This is a genomic window from Amycolatopsis sp. 3B14, assembly GCF_050958625.1.
GTDB lineage: Bacteria > Actinomycetota > Actinomycetes > Mycobacteriales > Pseudonocardiaceae > Amycolatopsis_E > Amycolatopsis_E thermoflava.
This window is the reverse complement of the sequence record NZ_JBHZEN010000014.1, coordinates 1-15,750: the sequence shown is the minus strand read 5'-3', so window position 1 is coordinate 15,750 and position 15,750 is coordinate 1. Positions and strand designations below refer to the sequence as shown.

Here is a 15,750-nt window from a genome sequence, read left to right as displayed (position 1 = left end):
CGCGTGAGGTGGGCCGTCGTCGCCGTGTGCGCGGCGGCCGCACTGGCGATCGGCGTCCCGTTCGCCGGCGACACCGCCGCGAGCGGCCTCGACGCGACGGTCACCGCGTGGATCGACGGCGCGTTCGGCGGGCAGCCCGCGCTGCTGCGCCTGTTCGTGCTGCCCACCGAACCGGTCGTGCTGCTGCCGCTGCTCGCGATCGTGGTGCTCGCCTGCGCGCTCGGCCGCCGCTGGGGCGGCGTCGCGCTTGCGGTGCTGGGCGTCGCGGCGCCGGTCGCGCTCAACACGTGGGTGCTCAAGCCGCTGTTCGACCGGATGAAGTACGACTACCTCGCCTACCCGAGCGGGCACACGGTCAGCATGGTCGCCACGCTCACGGTGCTGGTGCTGCTCGCCCGGCCCGGGATCGCCCGAGCGGTCACCGCCGGCGTGAGTGCCGTGATCCTCGTGATCGCGGGGATCGGGCTCGTCGGGCTGGGCTACCACTACCCCACCGACGTGGCGGGCGGCGCGTGCTTCGCCGTCGCCGTGGTGCTGGCGCTCAGCTCACCGACGCGGCGTCTCGCGCCAGCGCGGTCAGCCGGCTCACCGCCCGCAGGTACTTCTTCCGGTAGCCCCCCTGCAGCATCTCCTCGGTGAACAGCTCGCCGAGCGATCCGCCGGAGACGACCACCGGGATGGCCCGGTCGTAGAGCCGGTCGGCGAACGCGACCAGCCGCAGCGCCACGTTCTGGTCCGGGGCCGGGCGCACGCCCCGGATGTGCACGACCGACACGCCGTCGACGAGACGGCCGTAGCGGGACGGGTGCAGCTTCGCCAGGTGCGCGCACAACGCGTCGAAGTCGTCGAGCGTCGCGCCTTCGCGGCCCTCCGCCGACGCGAGCAGCGTTTCCTCGTCCACCGGCGGCGGCGCGTCCGGCAGGCCGCGGTGCCGGTAGTCCGGCCCGTCCACCCGCACCACGGAGAACCGCGACGACAGCGACTGGATCTCGCGCAGGAAGTCCTCGGCCGCGAACCGGCCCTCGCCGAGTTTGTCCGGCAGCGTGTTCGACGTCGCCGCGACGTACACGCCGGCGTCGGTGAGCTCCCGCAGCAGGCGGGTGACCAGCATCGTGTCGCCCGGGTCGTCCAGCTCGAACTCGTCGATGGCGAGCAGCCGGTGCTCGGACAGCCGCCGCACCGCCTCACCGAAGCCGAGCGCGCCGACCAGGTGGGTCAGCTCGACGAACGTGCCGTAGGCCTTGGGCGAGGGCGCGTCGTGCCAGGTGGAGGCGAGCAGGTGGGTCTTGCCGACGCCGAACCCGCCGTCCAGGTAGAGGCCCTGCTTGCCCGGCGCGGGCGCGGAGCCGCCGCCGAACAGCGACCGCAGCCTGGACTTCTTCGGCGCCGCCTTCTCGATGCGCGCCGCGAACGCCGAGCACGACTCCACGGCCTGCGCCTGGCTGGGCTCGTCGGGGTTCGGCACGTAGGTGTCGAACCGCACGGCGTCGAAGCGCGGCGGCGGCACGAGGGCGGCGATCAGCTCGTCCGCTCCCAGCTCGGGCTGCCGGTCGGTGAGGTGCGCGGGCATCTTGCGAGGGTATCGGGACCCGGCCGCGCGGCCCTGGCGGCGGCCGCGTGATGTGATGGAGATCGTGCGCAGCCTGTGGCCCGAACCTCTCGACGACGTGACCGACGACGACCTGGACCGGATCTACGGCTACCCGGAGGACCTGGACCGGCCGTTCGTGCAGGCCAACTTCACCTCCTCCGCCGACGGCGCCTCGACGCTGGAAGGCCGGTCCGAGGGCCTGTCCGGGCCCGCGGACAAGCGGATCTTCTTCCACGGCCGCCTGCTCGCCGACGTCGTGCTGGCCGGCGCCGGCACCGTGCGCGCGGAGAACTACCGCGGCGCCCGCACCACCCCCGAGCGTCGCGAGCGCCGGGCCCGGCTCGGGCTCGCCGAGGTCCCGCCGATCGCCGTGGTCACCGGCAGCGCGCGCCTCGACCCGGCGGCGCCGCTGTTCACCGACACGACGGTGCCGCCGATCGTCATCACCACCGAGCACGCCCCAGCGGACCGGCGGAAGGCGCTCGCCGACGCGGGCGCGGACCTCCTCATCGCGGGCGCGGAGACCATCGACCTGCGGCGGGCGCTGGACGGGCTGGCCGACCGCGGGCTGCTCCGGGTCAACTGCGAGGGCGGCCCGCACCTGTTCGGCGAACTGGTCGCCGAGGACCTGGTCGACCAGCTGTGCCTGACCGTCGCGCCGCTGCTGGCCGGTGGCGGCGCGGACCGCATCGCGATCGGCCGCATGGCCAGCGAGGCGCGGGACATGGATCTGGCATCGATCCTGGTCGAAGACGGTTTCACGATGCTGCGGTACCGCCGTCGCCTCTAAGGCCGGCCCCTCGCCCACCACCACCCTCAATGGACACGCTCCGCGTGGCTGTCCAGACTGGGAACATGCTGCCGCTCACCCCGCCGGTCCAGCCGATGCTGGCGAAGCCGGCGAAGTCGATCCCGGACTCCGACGAGCTGCTCTTCGAACCGAAGTGGGACGGCTTCCGCTGCCTCGTCTTCCGCGACGGCGACGAGCTGACCCTGCAGTCGCGCGCCGGGAAGCCGCTGAACCGGTACTTCCCGGAAGTGCTGGCGCAGCTGCCGCCGCGGCTGCCGGAGCGGGTGGTGCTGGACGGCGAGCTGGTCGTCGGCCGCGAAGGACACCTGGACTTCGACGCGCTGACCGAGCGGATCCACCCGGCCGAGTCCCGCATCCGGCTGCTCGCCGAGCAGACGCCGGCCACGTTCGTCGCGTTCGACCTGCTCGCGCTGGGCGACGAGGCGTTCCTCGGCGAGCCGACCAGCGCGCGGCGGGAGCGTCTGGCGAAGCTCGCCGGGCAGGACCTGAACATCACGCCGGCGACCACCGACCCGGCGACGGCGCGGCACTGGTTCGAGCTGTTCGAGGGCGCCGGGCTGGACGGGGTCATCGGCAAGCCGCTGGACGCCGGGTACGAACCGGGCAAGCGGATCATGATCAAGTACAAGCACTCGCGCACCGCCGACTGCGTGGTGGCCGGGCTGCGGTGGCACAAGGACTCCACCCCCGGCGAGGCGGTCGGCTCGCTGCTGCTCGGGCTGTACGACGACAACGGCGTGCTGCACCACCCCGGTGTCGTGGGGTCGTTCCCGGTGAAGCGGCGCAAGGAGCTGGCGGCCGAGTTCGCCGGCCTGATCACCGACGGCGGCGGGCACCCGTGGCTGGAGGGCACCACCGAGGGGCAGCGCCTGCCCGGCGGCATCACGCGGTGGCGATCCACCGAGCAGCCATGGGTGCCGGTGCGGCCGGAGCGGGTCGTCGAGGTCGCCTACGAGCACACCGAAGGCGGCCAGCCGTCGCGGTTCCGGCACACCGCGCAGTTCATCCGGTGGCGCCCGGACCGCGAGCCGGAGTCGTGCACGTACGCCCAGCTGGAGGAGGTCGCCCGCTACGACCTGGACGCCGTCTTCCACGGCGAGGTCAAGCGGACCCGCTGATGGCAGGCCGGGTGGAACGGCAGGCGCTGCGGAGCCGGGGACGGCTGGCCGTCCTCGCGACGGCCCACCTGTGCCGCCGCCGATCGCCCGAGGCGCTCGTGCGGGTGATGTGCCAGGCCCGGAACGACGAGGCGGCCCACCGGGCGCGCACCACGCTGGAGCGGTTGTGGCACCGCAGCCCGCTGTGGCGCGAGAAGATCTGGGACGTCATGCGGGAGGTCATGGCGGCCGAGGGCGACCGCAACGCCCGGGACGGCCGGGATCTGCCGTGGGTGGCCATCCTGGCCCTCCTGGACGCCCGGCCCGAGCTCGTGGCCCGCTACGACCGGCGCGAACTGCGCGAGATGCTGCTGAGCGCGGCGGACGAGCCCGGCGTGCCGTACGTGGTGGCCGCCGCCCGCCACGTGCTGGACCGACTGTCGGCCGAACCCGCCCCGCTCGCCTCGCCGGTGTCCCCGCGGCCGTCCGCGCCCCGCCACCACACGCCGGGGGGAACCGGGACCGCGGGCTCCGGCGGGTTCAGCGCGGGCGGGTTCACCGCCCACGGCGCCTGAGCGCACCGACCCCGCTCACCACGGGTAAACGGGCGTCGTGCGAACCTCGGGGGCGAACACGCACCAAGGGAAAGAGGAACGTCGTGCCGCGCCGTGGTCTCGTGCTCGCTGTGCTGCTGCCGGCCCTCCTCGCCGGCTGCACGGCGGGACCGTCGAAACGGCCGCCGGTCGTGGAGAACGACGAGCCGGTGTCCTCCGCGCCGGCCAGCTCCGCCACGGAGGTGCCGCTGCCGCCGCTGACCGAGCCGCGTTCGCCCGCGCTCGACTGGACCGACTGCGACGCGCAGACCCGCAACCGCCTCGGCGCCGAGGCGCCGGGCTACCTGCGGTTCAGCTGCGGCACCGTGATGTCCACACTGGACAACCCGGCGCTGCCGGGCCGCGTCCAGACGCGCGTGTCCGTGCTTAAGGCGGGCAACGGCGCGATCCCGCTGGTCGTGGTCAACGACGTCGCGGGCGAGCCCGGCACCCTCTACGCCGCGCGGCTCGCCTCGACACTGCCGCCCGCGCTGCTGCAGCGGTTTTCGCTGATCGGGGTGGACCGGCGCGGCACCGGCGAGTCCGACCCGCTGTCGTGCGTGCCCGAGGACACCCGCGGCCAGCTGCTCAACCAGGACCCGGCCGACGACGACCTGGAACCGCTGCTGGACGCCGCCCGCAAGGCCGGGCAGCAGTGCGCGATCGACCTCGGCGGCGCACAGCAGTCCTTCGACAGCTGGCGCACCGCAGGCGACCTCGAAGAAATCCGCGGTGAGCTGGGCGTGCCGAAGCTGCACGCGCTCGCCCACGGCGAGGGCTCGCAGGTGCTCATCTCCTACGCCGCCCGGTTCCCGGACCGCGTCGGCCGGTTCGTGATGGACGGCATCCCCGACCCGTCCAGCGACACGGTCACGGTGCTCGGCGACCTGGCCGCCGCGCAGCAGGCCACCCTCGACGCCTACGGCCGCGCCGTCGGCCAGGACGCGGCCGCGACGGTGAACGCCGTGGTGGAGCGGCTGCGCGCGGCGCCGCAGGTCCTGCCCGGCGGCGCGGTGTTCGGCGCGGGCACGGCACTGCGGGCCGTGGTCACCGGGCTCGCCGACCGCACCCGCTGGACCGAGCTGGCCGGCGCGCTGGACGCCGGCCGCGGTGGCGACGTCCGCGGGCTCGCCGCGTTCGTCTCGCCGATGATCAACGGCTCGGACGTCGCGCCGTCCCGCCTCGACGCCACGCTGGCCACCGAGTGCAACGACACCGCCGTGCGGATGCCCGCCGACCAGATCGCCGGGCTGACCACGCAGCTGCGCGGCCGCTACCCCGTCTTCGGCGGGCTGGTGACGCAGCGGCTCGCGTGGTGCCTGCCGTGGCCGGCGCGCACCGAGTCGCTGCCGACGCTGGGCACGTCCGGGCTGCCGCCGGTACTGGTCACCAGCACCCTGACCGACCCGGTCACGCCGGAAACCGGCACGGTGCGGGCCGCGCAGCAGATCCCGAGCGCGGTGCGCGTCGCGTGGCAGGGCGCCGGGCACGGGGCGCTCGGCTCGCCGTGCGCGGCCGAGGCGGTGCGGGCGTTCCTGGTCGACGGGAAGGTCCCCGCCGACGGCACGCTCTGCCCCGCATAGGGGACCCTGCGCGGCCCCCGTTTAGGCTTGTCCCTCATCCGCCGGACCACTGAGTACTGGGAGTGACTGTGCCGTCTTCCGCGGTCGAGACGCCGGCTGTGGCGCCGGCGCCCCGGGACAGCGCACGACGACCGATTCCCTGGATCGCCGTCTGGCCGGTCCTCGTGCTGGGCGCGGGCGCCGGTTTCTGGTACGTCAGAGAGGTCCTGGCCCAGCTCCCAGCGCTGCTGCACCTGCTCGACCTGGGCGTGTACCGGATCGCGGGCGAGCGCGTGCTGGACGGCGTGTCGGTCTACGACACGCCGCTGCTCGGCAACATCCGCGGGCAGTGGGAGTTCGTCTACACCCCGTTCGCCGCGCTGCTGTTCGTGCCGCTGGCGCCACTGAAGGGTGAACTCTTCACGTGGGTGGGCGCGCTCGGTGACTACGCGATGCTGGCCGTCGGGGTGTGGGCGGCGCTGTCGCTGCTGCGGTTCCGGCGCGACGTGCGGCTCGTGTTGTTCAGCCTGCCGGTGGCGGCGCTGCTCATGTGGTGCGAGCCGGTGCGCGAGACGATGGCGTTCGGGCAGGTCAACATCCTGCTGATGACGCTGGTGCTGCTCGATTTGGCGCTGCCCGACTCGTCGAAGGTCAAGGGCGTGCTGATCGGCATCGCCGCCGGGATCAAGCTGACGCCCGCGTTCTTCGTGCTGTACCTGCTGGTGACGCGGCGGTACCGGGCGGCGATCGTCGCGATGGGCACGTTCGTGGTCACCGTGGCCGTCGGGTTCGCGTTCCTGTGGCACGACTCGGTGACGTTCTGGTCCGGCGCGTTCATGGACCCGACGCGGGTCGGCGTGCCGGAGAACCCGTCGAACGAGTCGCTGCGCGGCTTCTTCGCGCGGGCGACCGGGGTGACCGGCGGGATGCAGATCGTGTGGCTGCTCGCCGCGGCCGCGACCGCCGTGGTGTGCCTGCTGCTGGCGCGGCGGCTGGTCGCGCGCGGCGAGGAACTGGTGGCGGCGACGCTGTGCGGCCTGGCGACGACGGCCGTGTCGCCGTACAGCTGGGTGCACCACTGGGTGTGGCTGGCGATGCTGCTGATCTGCCTGGGCAACCTCGCGTTCCGCGGGTCGGTGCTGGGGTGGATCGGCCTGGTCGGCGCCGCGCTCGTCACCTCCGGCGGGGTGCTGCCGCTGATCGGCTTCGAGGCGGACACGGTGCTGGCGTTCAAACCGGCGGGGCTGGAGTGGCTGTTCCAGAACGCCTACATCTGGCTGACGTTCGCGGTGTTCCTGGCGGTCGCGCTGTACTACCGGACGCCGAAGGACCCGGCGGCGCTGCCCGCGGAGAGCACCTCCGCCAGCAGCCGGTAGGACTCCAGCATCTCCGCGCGGTCGTACGTGCTCGTGGTCACCAGGACCTCGTCCGCGCCCGTGCGCTCCACCAGCCCCTCCAGTGCCGCGGCCGCTTCGGCAGGGGTGCCTGCGATCTGCCCCGACCGGGCCTCGTCGAAGTAGCGGCGTTCCCGGTCGGTCATCGGGCCAGCGAGGATCTCCGCCGCCGGGCGCAGCGGCGGGAACACGCCGTGCGTGCGCGACCACGCCGACGACCACGCCTCCGGCACCAGCAACCGCTCCGCGGCCTCCCGCGTCTCGGCCACCGCGATCGTCGCCGAGACGATCACGTACGGCGCCGGGCAGCGGACCGACGGGACGAACGACTCCCGGTAACGCCCGATCGCCTCGATCATGCGCCCCTCACCGCGCACGGCGCCGATCACCAGCGGCAGCCCCAGCTCGGCGGCCAGGTCCGCGCCCGCCCCGGTGGCCAGCAGGAACGCCGGGACCGGCTGCCCCTCCGCCGGGAACGCGTGCACGCCAGGGAACTCGCCCTGCGTGCCGTCGAGGTAGCCGAGCAGCAGCCGCACCTGCTCACCGAACCGGTCGGCGTCGTCCTTGCCGTGGCCGAGCGCGCGCCGCACGCCGCCGGTGAACCCGACCGACCGGCCCAGCCCCATGTCGATCCGGCCCGGGTGCAGCGCCTCCAGCACGCCGAACTGCTCGGCCACGACGAGCGGCTGGTGGTTGGGCAGCATCACGCCGCCGGTGCCGACGCGGATGGTCGACGTGACGTCCGCGACCGCGGCGGCCAGCACCGTGGGCGCGGATCCGGCCACGCCCGGCACGCTGTGGTGCTCCGAAACCCAGAACCGGTGGTAGCCCAGCGCCTCGGCCTGCCGCGCGAACGCCACGGTCTCCCGCAGCGCCTCGGCGTGGGTGCCGCCTTCGCGGGTGCGGGACCGGTCGAGCACGGACAGCTTCACGCCTTGGTCAACACGCCGGCCCCGGCGCCTGTTCCGTCTCCAGCAGCGTCGCGGTGATCGCCCGGATCGTGCTGAGCGCGGGCACCGCCAGCAGCGCCCCGATCACCCCGGCCTGCTGCACGCCGACGGCGATCGCCAGGATGACCGCGACCGGGTGCAGCCGCACCGCCCTGCTGGTGATCATCGGCTCCAGCACGTTGCCCTCCAGCTGCTGCACGGCGATCACGATCAGGACGACCAGCAGCGCGGTGAACGGCCCCTCGGCGACCAGTGCGACAAGCGCGGCGAGCAGGCCGGTGACGAACGCGCCGATCATCGGCACGAACCCGCCGAGGAACACCAGCGTCGCCAGGGGCACCACCAGCGGCACCCCGGTGACCCACAGCCCGATGCCGATCCCGACGGCGTCCACCGCCGACACGATGATCAGCGCGAACATGAACGCCGTGAGGTCGTGGAAGGCTCGCTTGCCCGCGGCGTCCACCCGGCGGCGGGCGGAACCGCGGAACGGCAGGGAGAGGAACCGCCAGATCCGCTCGCCGTCGTAGAGCACGAAGACCAGGACGAAGATCGCCAGTGCCAGTCCGGTGAGCACCGATCCGAGCGTGGCGAACGCGTTCCACGCGCCGGTCGCCAGCGACTGCTGGTTCGCCGCCACCCACTCCCGCGCCTGGGTCGCCACCTGGTCCAGCTGCTCCGGGCGCACCCCCACCGAGCCGAGCCAGCCGCGCAGCTCCTGGTAGCTCCCGCCGAGCTGGGTGCGCAGGTCGGGCAGGCTGTCCACCACCGTCTTGACCACGAACCACAGCACGGCGCCGACCGCGGCCACCCCGCCGACCAGGACGACCGCCGTCGCCAGCGCCCTCGGCACGTGGTGCCGCGCCAGCCAGGTCACGGCCGGCGCGAGCAGCGCGGCGAGCAGCAGCGCGAGCGCGACGGGGATCACCACGACGGCGAGCGTGGCCAGCACCCTGGCGAGCACCCACAGCGCGGCGGCGACGACCAGCAGTTCCGCGCACACGACGGCGGAGCGGTGGAGCAGCCGGCCGGTGGCCGGGTTCTCGGTCATCCTGCACCGCCATCCCGCGCGGCCCGTCAGCCCTCCGGCCGCGCCCTGCTCGGCTGCACGCGCTTCGGTTCACCTGGCATTTTCGGGTAGTCCGGCGGGTACGGCATCTCGCCGAGCCCGTGGTCCCGCTCGTCGCGGGCGTACCACTCCAGCGCGGTCTCCAGGCCGAACGCCTCGTCGTCGATCGCGGCGTGCGGGTCGCCGTGCCCGGCCAGCCAGTCCGGCACGGTGAGCACGTCGAAGTCGTCCGGGTCGGCCTCGGGCAGCTGCTCCCAGGTCAGCGGCGTCGACACCGTCGCCCGCGGGGTGCCGCGCACCGACCAGGACGAGGCCACGGTCCGGTCCCGCGCCGCCTGGTTGTAGTCGAGGAACACGCGGCCGCCGCGCTCCTCCTTCCACCACGCGATCGTGGCGAGGTCGGGCACGCGCCGCTCCACCTCGCGGCCCAGCGCGATCACCGCGTGCCGCACGTCGACGAAGTCCCACTCCGGCCGGATCCGGACCAGCACGTGCACCCCGCGCCCGCCGGACGTCTTCGGGTACCCGGTCAGCCCGGCGTCCGCCAGCACCTCGCGCACCACCAGCGCGACCCGCACCGCGTCGCCGAACCCGGAGCTGTCCGACGGGTCCACGTCGATCCGAAGTTCGTCCGGGTGGTCCACGTCGGACCGCCGGACGGGCCACGGGTGGAAGTCGAGCGTGCCGAGGTTGGCCGCCCACGCGAACACCGCCGGCTCGGTGGGGCAGACCTCGTCCGCGGTGCGCCCGGACGGGAACGTGATCCGCGCGGTCTGCACCCATTCGGGCGCTCCCCTGGGGACCCGTTTGGCGTAGAACGGCTCGCCGGAAACCCCGTCGGGGAACCGTTTCAGCGTCGTCGGCCGTTCCCCGACCGCCCGCAGCAACGGCTCCGCGACCGCGAGGTAGTACTCCACGACCTGCCGCTTGGTGATCCCGCGCTCCGGGAAGTACACCTTGTCCGGATTGGACACCCGCACCACGCGGTCGCCGACCTGGTACTCGACCGCCTCGCCACGTCCTGCCACCGGATCACCGTAGCCCCGCCGGGCCGGTTCCGCGCGTGCCTTACCGTGGACGTCGTGCCCCGCCGCCTGAAGATGGTCATCGCGCTCGTCCTGCTCGCCGGGGCGGTCGTGGCGGCGTTCACACTCCCCGTGCCGAGCCCCGCGGAACTACGCAACTGGGCCGCGGGCGCGGGTCCGGTGACGGCGCTGGTGTTCCTGGCCGCCTACTCGGTACTCACCGTCGCTCCCATACCCCGCACCGTGTTCAACCTCGCGGCCGGGCTCCTGCTCGGTGACGTGCTCGGCATCGTGGTGGCGATCACGGCGACCGCGGTGTCCGGCGCGCTCGGCTTCGGGCTCGCCCGCCTGGTCGGCCGCGACCTCGTGTCCCGCCACCTGGAACGGAAAGTGGTGCGCGCGGTCGACGAGCGGCTCGCCGACGGCGGTGTGCTCGCGGTGGCGTCGCTGCGGCTGATCCCGCTGGTTCCCTTCGCGCCACTGGGATACTGCTGCGGGATCCTGTCCGTGCGGTTCCGCCCGTACCTGGCCGGGACAGTCCTTGGCAGCCTGCCCGGCACGGTCGCGGTCGTGGTGCTGGGCGACGCGCTCACCGGCGGCACGCCGCCCGCGCTGCTCGCCTGCTACGGTGCCTTCGCACTCGCCGGGGCCCTTGGCCTGGCCCGAATCGCCCGCGGGACTGCTTACGCCGGGCGCACCGGGCAGCCCGCTACACTCGACCCGGTGCGCGAGGAGATCGTTCGCGCTGAGCCAACCCAGCACTTGCGGAGAGTTTCCGAGGAGTAGTCCCATCGACACCGGTCAGCTGATCGCAGGGCACTATCGCCTCGTTGAGCACATCGGCAGCGGCGCCATGGGGGTCGTGTGGCGCGCGGTCGACGAGCGCCTCGAGCGTTCCGTGGCGGTCAAGCAGATCCTCGCTCAGCCGGGCATGTCCGAAGCCGAACGCAACAGCATGCGGCAGCGTGCCATGCGCGAGGCGAAGAACGCGGCGCGCTTCCAGCACCCGAACGCCATCGTGGTGTTCGACATCGCGGAGCACGGCGGTGATCCGTGCCTCGTCATGGAGTACCTGCCCTCGCGCAGCCTCTCCGCGGTGATTGCCGAGCAGGGCACCCTGCCGCTGGCCGAGGTCGCGCGCATCGGCCACCAGGTCGCCTCCGCGCTGGTCGTCGCGCACCGGGCCGGCATCGTGCACCGGGACATCAAGCCGGCGAACATCCTGATCGACGACAACGGCACCGCGAAGATCACCGACTTCGGCATCTCGCGCGCGGCGGGCGACCTCACGCTCACCCAGACCGGCCTGATCGGCGGCACCCCGGCCTACCTCGCGCCCGAGCTGGCGCGCGGCTCCGACCCGGCGCCTGCCTCCGACGTCTTCTCCCTCGGCGCGACGCTCTACCACGCGCTGGAGGGCCAGCCGCCGTACGGCAACAGCTCCAACCAGCTGGCCCTGCTCTACACGGCGGCGAACGGGCAGGTCATCCCGCCGCGCCAGTCCGGAAAGGCGACCGCGCTGCTGATGAGCCTGCTGCGGGTCGAGCCGGAGGAGCGGCCGACCATGCTGGAGGCCCGCGACCGGCTGGCCGCGCTGGCCAACGGCGAGAAGGACACCAAGGGCACGCTGGTGTCACCGCCGCTGTTCAACGGTGGCGGCCGCCAGCCCGCGGCCGCGGCAGTGGACGCGCCGCCGCCCCCTCCGCCCGGCGAGCGCCCGCCGTGGCAGCGCACCGGCGCCGCCACCGCCGCGCCGCCCGCCCCGCCGCAGCGCAGCCCGCGCAACCCCACCGCCGCGTTCATCCCGCCGCCGAAACCGCCCCAGCAGGCCAAGCAGTCCCCGCTGAAGCGCAAGGGCGTGCTGGCCGGCTCGGCGGTGGCCGTGGTCGCCGTGGTCGTGGTCGTGCTGATCGTCCTGCTCAACGGCGGCGACAAGACGAACGGCGGCGCCTCGCAGGCCAACGCGGGCGGCACCACGGCCCCCACCTCCGCGCCGCCCAGCACGCCCAGCAGCGCCGCCCCGGCCGACCTCGGCCAGACGGCCAACACCGGATCGGTGGACTTCGGCTCGGCGGGCCAGGTGGTCAAGGCCTACCTCGACGGCTCGGGATCGCCCCAGGCGTGGGGTCTGCTCACGCCGGCCGCGCAGGCCGTGTTCGGCAGCCAGCAGGCGTTCCAGCAGTACTGGGACGAGCACGAGATCGAGGGCTACAACTCGATCCGCGCGGACAAGGGCGCCAACGCCGACGGTTCCGCCGACATGTCCGTGTCCATCGACGGGGTCGGCCGCGTGTCCTGGCGCGTCGTCAACACGGCGGGCGGGCTGCGGATCGACGCGAACACCAAACTCGGCTGACCTACCCTGGTCGGTATGACCGAAAGCGGCCGCAACCCGCGCTTCGACGACGACCTGGTCGGGCTCGACCCCGACGATCCGGAGGCCCAGGCGTTCGCGCGGCACCTGGACCGGATGCAGCGGTGCGAGCCGGGTTTCACGGTCGAGGGCACGCTGCACAACGTGGCGGAGTTCGCGGAGTCCAGCACCCGGGTCGGCGGGCTGCGGTGGTGGATCGCGGCCACCGTCGTGGTGCTGCTGGTCCTCGGCGTGATCGTCGCCTCGTGGGACATCGTGGTACGGGCCGTGCAGTGGCTCGCCGAGTAGCCTGAACCATATGAAACCTCGCATGGAACCTGTCGTGGGAGCCACCCCGAAGGTGGTCAAGTCGGACCAGGAGTGGCGCGAGCAGCTCTCCCCCGAGGAGTACGCCGTGCTGCGCCAGGCGGGCACCGAGCGGCCGTTCACCGGCGAGTACACCGACACCAAGACCACCGGCATCTACGAATGCCGCGCGTGTGGCGCCGAACTGTTCCGCAGCGACACCAAGTTCGAGAGCCACTGCGGCTGGCCGTCGTTCTTCGACCCGTCCTCCTCGGACGCCGTGCTGCTGCGCGAGGACCGGTCGCTGGGCATGGTGCGCACCGAGGTGCTGTGCGCGACCTGCCACAGCCACCTCGGCCACCTCTTCGAGGGCGAGGGCTACCCCACGCCGACCGACCAGCGGTACTGCATCAACTCGATCTCCCTGCGCCTGGTGCCCGCCGAGTAGAAGCCGCGCCGCGACACGCACCCGGCCGCTACCCTGCGGGCGTATGGGGGCGTACTGGGGGTTGTCCGCCCAGGAGTTCGCCGCGCTCTACGCGGCGCTGGTCCTGGTGCCGCCGGTGGTGCGGCTGCTCGGCCCGGCCCTGCTGCGGTACCGCCGGGTCCGGCCCGGCGCCGAGCGGGTCACGGCGGTCGAGCTGGCGGTGCTGGCAGGCGGACCGGACCGGGCCGTCGACCTGGTGCTCGCGGACCTCGTCCGGCGCCGGTGGATCCGCGTGGACAGCGGTGGCCGGCTGACCACCACGACGACACGGCCCCCAGGGGAGCCGCTCGCCGTCGCCGTGGTGCTGGCGGTGTCGTTCTGGCGCGGTCTGGCCACCGCGCGGACCCTGCGCCTGCACCTGGCGGACAGCCCGCAGATCGGGGAGGTCGTGCGCGGGCTCGCGGCCCGCGGGCTGGTGGTGCCGCCCAGTGACGTGTCCGGCATCCGCATCGCGTGCCGGGTCCTGCTGGTCGGGGTCGTGGTCAGCACCTTCCTGGGCGGTTACGCGGTAGCCGCGATCCCAGTGATGCTGGCCGGTGTGCTCGTCCTCGAGGCGGCCGAGCTCGTCCCGTCGCCGAGGCGCACCATCGCCGGGAGCCGCCTGCTGCATGGCGCCACGGTCCTGGGAACCGCCACCGGGCCGCGTCCGTCGAACGGCCAAGTGCCGGGGTGGATTCGGAGGTGGCGGGGTGGCTGGTCCGGTGATCCTGGCGGTCGGTGAGGGGCCCGCGTTCTGGGGGCTGCCCACTTCGACGTTCCTCCCGCTCTTCGCCGCGCTGGTGGTGCTGCCCGTGGTGGTGCGCGCGTTCGGCTCGCGGCTGCTCACGCCGCGCGGCGGCGGGCCGCACCACCCGCCGGGGCTGATCGAGCTGGGTTTCCTGGCAGGCGGCCCGGTGCGGGCGGTCGACACCGCGCTCGCCGACCTGGTGGAGCGGCAGCGGATCCGGGTGAGCGGCGCCGGGCGGCTGGCCACGACCGGCGGCCACGCCCCGGCCGACCGGCTGAGCGCGGCGGTCTGGACCGGTGTGCGCGACGGCCGCGGCACCTGGACCGTGCACGACCTGCGTGCCGCGATGCGCGGCCGCGCCGAGTTCGTGGAGCTGCGCGACCGGCTCGCCGGGGAAGGGCTGCTGGTCGCGCCCGGCGCGGTGCGCAACGTCCGGCGGCTGGCCACCCTCCTGCTCTTCGCGGTCGTGGTCCTCGCGTTCGTGGCCTTCCCGAGCGGCACGTTCGTGCTGGCGGTGGTGCCGGCCGGGCTCCTCTGGGCGCTCACCGACCGGCGACGACGCGGCCCGGCGCGGACGAAGACCGGCGACAGCGCGCTGCGCACGGCGAGCGTGACCACCGGCGGGGCCGCGCACGCAGTGGCCGTCGGCGGCCTCGGCCGCTACCCGGACCCGGCGATCGCGCAGGCGCTGCTGTCGGCGTCGGCGCCGCAGAAGCCCCGTCGTCGCGGCGGCTGGTCCGGCTCGTCGTCGGGGTACGGCTGCGGGTCGTCGGGCAGCTCCTGCGGGAGCAGCTCGTGCGGCAGCAGCTCGTGTGGCAGCAGTTCGTGTGGCGGAGGCAGCTCGTGCGGCGGCGGGGGCGGTGGCTGCGGGGGCGGCGGCGGTGGTGACTGAGGGGGTCGCTTACGCGGTGCGGCGGCCCACGTCGGCCTGCGGCGGGCTCGGTTGCGGAGGTGGTTGCGGTGGCGGTTGACCGGCTGGGCGTCGGCATCGGGTGGCGGCCGGAGATCGACCTGTCCATCGCGCGGCTGCCGGGTGTGGAGTGGGTCGAGGTGATCGCGGAGAACCTGCACCCGGGTCGCCTGCCCGCGGCGCTGGTGGAGCTGCGGGAGCGGGGGCTGCCGGTGTTGCCGCACGCGGTGTCGCTGTCCCTGGGCGGGGCGGAGCCGCTGGACACGCGGCGGGTGGAGCACCTCGCGGCGGTCGCGGACGAGCTGGACGCGCCGCTGGCCAGCGACCACGTGTGCTTCGTGCGCGCGGGCGGGCTGGACGCGGGGCACCTGGTGCCCCTGCCCCGGACGCGGGAGGCGCTGGACGTGCTGGTCGAGAACGTGCGGCTGGCGCAGTCGATCGTCGGCAGGCCGTTCGCGCTGGAGAACATCGCCGCGTTGCTGGAGTGGCCGGACGCCGAGATGAGCGAGGCGGCGTTCCTGGCCGAGCTGACGTCGCGGACCGGGTGCCTGCTGATCGTGGACGTGGCGAACCTGTATGCGAACGCGCGGAACGTGGGCGCGGACCCGGTGGAGTTCCTGGCGGAGGTGCCGTTGGAGCGGGTGGCGTACGTGCACGTCGCCGGGGGCGTCGAGGTCGACGGCATCTACCACGACACGCACACCCACCCGGTGCTGCCGGAGGTGCTCGACCTGCTGACCGAGTTGCGGCGCCGGACGGAGCCCCCCGGGGCACTCCTGGAACGCGACGGCGCCTACCCACCGGACGACGAGCTGGCCGCGGAACTGGCCGCGATCCGGGAGCGCCTGTGAGCGGCCGGGAAGACCTCGCCGCCC

The 15,750-nt window shown here is 73.9% G+C and carries 17 protein-coding genes; 13 read left to right on the top strand and 4 right to left on the bottom strand.

Annotation, left to right across the window (positions count from 1 at the left end; translation table 11 throughout):
- The first annotated feature begins 3 nt into the window (after positions 1 to 3).
- Positions 4 to 639 (top strand): phosphatase PAP2 family protein, encoded by a 636-nt coding sequence (locus ACCP09_RS08070; protein WP_433744548.1) that lies wholly within the window; start codon positions 4 to 6, stop codon positions 637 to 639.
- Here the strand turns inward: ACCP09_RS08070 and zapE are convergent.
- Positions 542 to 1,570: a cell division protein ZapE gene (zapE, locus tag ACCP09_RS08065; RefSeq protein ID WP_123685601.1), complete on the bottom strand. Its 1,029-nt coding sequence runs from the start codon at positions 1,568 to 1,570 to the stop codon at positions 542 to 544. The two genes, ACCP09_RS08070 and zapE, sit on opposite strands and share 98 nt — an antisense overlap.
- A gap of 55 nt (positions 1,571 to 1,625) precedes the next feature.
- Between zapE and ACCP09_RS08060 the strand changes: the two genes are divergently transcribed.
- The 5 genes from ACCP09_RS08060 to ACCP09_RS08040 all read left to right on the top strand — a co-directional run bounded on the left by ACCP09_RS08060 (position 1,626) and on the right by ACCP09_RS08040 (position 7,030).
- The gene (locus ACCP09_RS08060; RefSeq protein ID WP_208722423.1) at positions 1,626 to 2,381 is read left to right on the top strand and encodes a pyrimidine reductase family protein; all 756 of its coding nucleotides are present in this window, start codon (positions 1,626 to 1,628) and stop codon (positions 2,379 to 2,381) included.
- Between the two features lie 65 nt (positions 2,382 to 2,446).
- On the top strand, positions 2,447 to 3,520 hold the full coding sequence (locus tag ACCP09_RS08055) for an ATP-dependent DNA ligase (RefSeq protein WP_433744588.1): 1,074 nt from the start codon (positions 2,447 to 2,449) through the stop codon (positions 3,518 to 3,520).
- Positions 3,520 to 4,074 carry a hypothetical protein gene (locus tag ACCP09_RS08050; protein ID WP_431907231.1) on the top strand — a complete coding sequence of 185 codons (555 nt, stop codon included), beginning with the start codon at positions 3,520 to 3,522 and terminating at the stop codon, positions 4,072 to 4,074. The genes ACCP09_RS08055 and ACCP09_RS08050 overlap by 1 nt, the downstream gene beginning before the upstream one ends.
- Positions 4,075 to 4,157: 83 nt before the next feature.
- Positions 4,158 to 5,675, top strand: a complete 1,518-nt coding sequence (locus tag ACCP09_RS08045; RefSeq protein ID WP_433744543.1) for an alpha/beta hydrolase — start codon at positions 4,158 to 4,160, stop codon at positions 5,673 to 5,675.
- Positions 5,676 to 5,743: 68 nt separating this feature from the next.
- Positions 5,744 to 7,030, top strand: coding sequence for a glycosyltransferase 87 family protein (locus ACCP09_RS08040; protein WP_228685183.1), 1,287 nt, complete (start codon positions 5,744 to 5,746; stop codon positions 7,028 to 7,030).
- On the opposite strand, the gene ACCP09_RS08035 is transcribed toward ACCP09_RS08040, so the two are convergent.
- The 3 genes from ACCP09_RS08035 to ligD are packed head-to-tail and all read right to left on the bottom strand — an operon-like array spanning position 6,967 to position 10,095.
- On the bottom strand, positions 6,967 to 7,980 hold the full coding sequence (locus tag ACCP09_RS08035; protein WP_433744539.1) for an LLM class flavin-dependent oxidoreductase: 1,014 nt from the start codon (positions 7,978 to 7,980) through the stop codon (positions 6,967 to 6,969). The two genes, ACCP09_RS08040 and ACCP09_RS08035, sit on opposite strands and share 64 nt — an antisense overlap.
- 7 nt (positions 7,981 to 7,987) lie before the next feature.
- Positions 7,988 to 9,049 (bottom strand): AI-2E family transporter, encoded by a 1,062-nt coding sequence (locus ACCP09_RS08030; RefSeq protein ID WP_123685597.1) that lies wholly within the window; start codon positions 9,047 to 9,049, stop codon positions 7,988 to 7,990.
- A 26-nt stretch (positions 9,050 to 9,075) separates the two neighbouring features.
- Complete coding sequence (gene ligD, locus ACCP09_RS08025; protein WP_400986535.1) at positions 9,076 to 10,095, bottom strand: non-homologous end-joining DNA ligase; 1,020 nt, start codon at positions 10,093 to 10,095, stop codon at positions 9,076 to 9,078.
- Positions 10,096 to 10,140: 45 nt separating this feature from the next.
- Here ligD and ACCP09_RS08020 point away from each other — a divergent pair, with 45 nt between their 5' ends.
- The 7 genes from ACCP09_RS08020 to ACCP09_RS07990 all read left to right on the top strand — a co-directional run bounded on the left by ACCP09_RS08020 (position 10,141) and on the right by ACCP09_RS07990 (position 15,726).
- Entirely contained in the window at positions 10,141 to 10,878 is a 738-nt protein-coding gene (locus ACCP09_RS08020; protein ID WP_378365465.1) for a TVP38/TMEM64 family protein, read from the top strand.
- Between the two features lie 67 nt (positions 10,879 to 10,945).
- On the top strand, positions 10,946 to 12,448 hold the full coding sequence (locus tag ACCP09_RS08015) for a serine/threonine-protein kinase (protein ID WP_027935132.1): 1,503 nt from the start codon (positions 10,946 to 10,948) through the stop codon (positions 12,446 to 12,448).
- Positions 12,449 to 12,463: 15 nt separating this feature from the next.
- Positions 12,464 to 12,754: a hypothetical protein gene (locus ACCP09_RS08010; protein ID WP_020422370.1), complete on the top strand. Its 291-nt coding sequence runs from the start codon at positions 12,464 to 12,466 to the stop codon at positions 12,752 to 12,754.
- 22 nt (positions 12,755 to 12,776) lie between these two features.
- Entirely contained in the window at positions 12,777 to 13,199 is a 423-nt protein-coding gene (gene msrB / locus ACCP09_RS08005; protein WP_020422371.1) for a peptide-methionine (R)-S-oxide reductase MsrB, read from the top strand.
- Between the two features lie 43 nt (positions 13,200 to 13,242).
- The gene (locus ACCP09_RS08000) at positions 13,243 to 13,959 is read left to right on the top strand and encodes a TIGR04222 domain-containing membrane protein (protein WP_433744532.1); all 717 of its coding nucleotides are present in this window, start codon (positions 13,243 to 13,245) and stop codon (positions 13,957 to 13,959) included.
- A complete protein-coding gene (locus ACCP09_RS07995; RefSeq protein ID WP_433744529.1) occupies positions 13,928 to 14,857 on the top strand; it encodes a TIGR04222 domain-containing membrane protein in 930 nt (309 codons plus the stop codon). The genes ACCP09_RS08000 and ACCP09_RS07995 overlap by 32 nt, the downstream gene beginning before the upstream one ends.
- Positions 14,858 to 14,925: 68 nt before the next feature.
- Positions 14,926 to 15,726 (top strand): DUF692 domain-containing protein, encoded by an 801-nt coding sequence (locus ACCP09_RS07990; protein ID WP_433744526.1) that lies wholly within the window; start codon positions 14,926 to 14,928, stop codon positions 15,724 to 15,726.
- The last annotated feature ends 24 nt before the right edge of the window (positions 15,727 to 15,750 follow it).